Here is a 2465-nt window from a genome sequence, read left to right as displayed (position 1 = left end):
GCATCCGCCGACGCCGCCCGTCGCGCCGACGGCACCCGAGCCACCGCCCCGGCCCCGGGTGGACTTCCAGGTCGTCCGCGAGTTGCGCCGGGAGCTGAGCGAGCGGCTCACCCGCTGGCAGCGCGGCCGGGAGTTCAGCGTCGACGAGGAGGACACCGAGCGGGCCCGGCTCGCGGTCGAACTGGTCGCCGAGTACGCCGACTCGGTGCGCCGGGCCGGTACGCCGATGGCCGCGGGCGAGGAGCGGCTGCTGCTCGACCAGGTCACCGCCGAGCTGGCCGGGCTCGGTCGGCTCCAGACGCTGCTCGTCGACGACAGCATCGAGGAGGTCCACATCCTCGGCTGCGACCAGGTACGCGTCACCCGGCACGGCGGCGGCGTGGACTGGACCGACCCGATCGCGGACAGCGACGACGAGCTGGTGGAGATCCTCCAGGCGGCCGCCCGCCGGGCCGGTGCCACCGAACGTTCGCTCTCCACCTCGAAGCCCACCCTGGACCTGCAACTGCCCGACGGCAGCCGGTTGGCCGCCGTGTTCCTGGTCAGCCACCGCCCGTACGCGGTCATCCGCAAGCACAACACGCTCGACGTGACCCTGGACGACCTGGCCGGGGCGCGGGGTGACCTGGACGAGATGGTCGACCCGCTGCTGCGGGACTTCCTCCGCGCGTCCATGCGCGCCGGACTGAACATCATGGTCGCCGGGCTGGCCGGTGCCGGTAAGACCACGGTCATCCGGGCGCTGATGAGCGAGATCCCGCAGGACGAGCCGTACGTGCTGCTGGAGGAGAGCCGGGAGTTGCTACCAGCCCGGCGCGGTCAGCGGCACCGTGCGGTGATGAGCTTCGAGGCGCGGGAGGGGCACGGCGAACGCGGGCCGGACGGCCGCCCGGCGGGCGAGGTGAGCATCGCCGACCTGATCCCGGTCTCGCTCCGGATGGGTGTGCTGCGGATCATCGTCGGCGAGGTGCGGTCCCGGGAGATCGTGCCGATGCTCCAGGCGATGACCACCAGCCGGGGGTCGATGTGCACGATCCACGCGCGTACCCCCGCTGGGGTGAGCGAGCGGATCATCGAGTTGGCGCTGGCGCACGGCCGCGAGATGACCGTCGACCAGGCCCGCCGGATGGCCGGCAACGCCCTCGACCTCATCGTCTATGTCAACGTGGAGGACGAGACCGGGATCGGTGGCCGCAAGCACCGGTTCGTGTCGCACGTCGAGGAGGTGCTCGGCGTCGGCGAGAGCAGCCGCATCACCACCACCCAGGTGTTCGGACCGGGCCCGGACGGCCGGGCCGTCCCCCGGCACCTGCCGGAGCGGGTCCGTGGCCAACTGCTGCGGGTGGGCTACGACGCCCGGCTGCTCAGCCGCTGGATCGAGGCCGGCCAGGGCGCGTGGCGACGCCCCAAGCAGACCCGACTCGGGCGGCGGTGACCCGTGCTCGACAACATCCAACTCATCGCGGTGGTCTCCGGGGCGGCCTGCGTGGCCGGGCTGGTGCTCACGGTCGTCGCGCTGGTCGGCACGCGTCGCCCGCCCGGGCCGGCACCCGGCGCGGGCCCGGGACTCAGCCGGCTGTGGCGTGGCTCCGGCACCACGCTGCGCGAACAGCAGACCCATCAGGCGTTGCTGATCGGCGCGGTGGTCGCGGGCGCGCTGGCCTTCCTGGTGACCGGGCTACCGGTGGTCGGGCTGCTGGTCGCCGTGGCGGTGCCCGGTACGCCGTGGCTCTTCTCGGTCGGCCGGGCGGAACGGCGGGCGATCGCGCGGATCGAGGCGGTCGGCGAGTGGACCCGCCGCCTCAAGGACGTCTCCTCCACCGGGCAGGGTCTCCAGCAGGCGATCATCGGCACCGTCGGCACTGCGCCGGAGGAGATCCAGGAGGAGATACGCCTGCTCGCCGCCCGGCTCCAGGCCGGGTGGCTGGCCCGCTCCGCCCTGCTGGCGTTCGCCGACGACATCGGCGACCCGGTCTGCGACCAGGTGGTGGCGGCGCTCATCCTGCACCTCACCGACCGGGGCGAACGCCTCGGCGACGTCCTCGGCTCGATCGCCGCGGCGGCGTCCGCCGAGGTCGCCACCAGACGCGAGATCGAGGCCAAGCGCACCCAACCCCGGTTCGCGGTCCGCTTCCTGACCGGGATGACCCTGGCCACCATCGGGTACGGGCTGCTCAACCGCGAGTACGTGCAGCCGTACGACACGCCGTTCGGCCAGGTGGTGATGGCGGTACTCGGCGCTGCCTTCGTCGGCCTGCTGGCCTGGGTGCGCTCGATGAGCCAGCCGCCGCGACCGGCCCGCTTCCTGCCCGCCCCCGATCCCCGGGAGGTGGTGGCGTGAACCTGCACCTCACCATCGCGGTGCTCAGCGGTGCCGTGGTCGGGCTGGGCGTGTACCTGATCGTGCGCGAGCTGGTGCCGGCGACCCCGGCGCTCGGTCCGGCGCCGGTCTCTTATACACAACG

Annotated in this window: 2 protein-coding genes; both read left to right on the top strand. The window is 73.2% G+C overall.

From position 1 onward, the window contains the following. The coding region (locus EYA84_RS30500) for a CpaF family protein (protein WP_131057676.1) at window positions 1-1435 on the top strand (1435 nt) is incomplete at its 5' end. 3 nt (window positions 1436-1438) lie between these two features. Then, on the top strand, window positions 1439-2341 hold the full coding sequence (locus EYA84_RS30495) for a type II secretion system F family protein (protein WP_131057675.1): 903 nt from the start codon (window positions 1439-1441) through the stop codon (window positions 2339-2341). The last annotated feature ends 124 nt before the right edge of the window (window positions 2342-2465 follow it).

It is taken from the genome of Verrucosispora sp. SN26_14.1, from assembly GCF_004307965.1.
Lineage (GTDB): Bacteria > Actinomycetota > Actinomycetes > Mycobacteriales > Micromonosporaceae > Micromonospora.
This window is presented reverse-complemented; position numbering and strand designations above follow the sequence as displayed.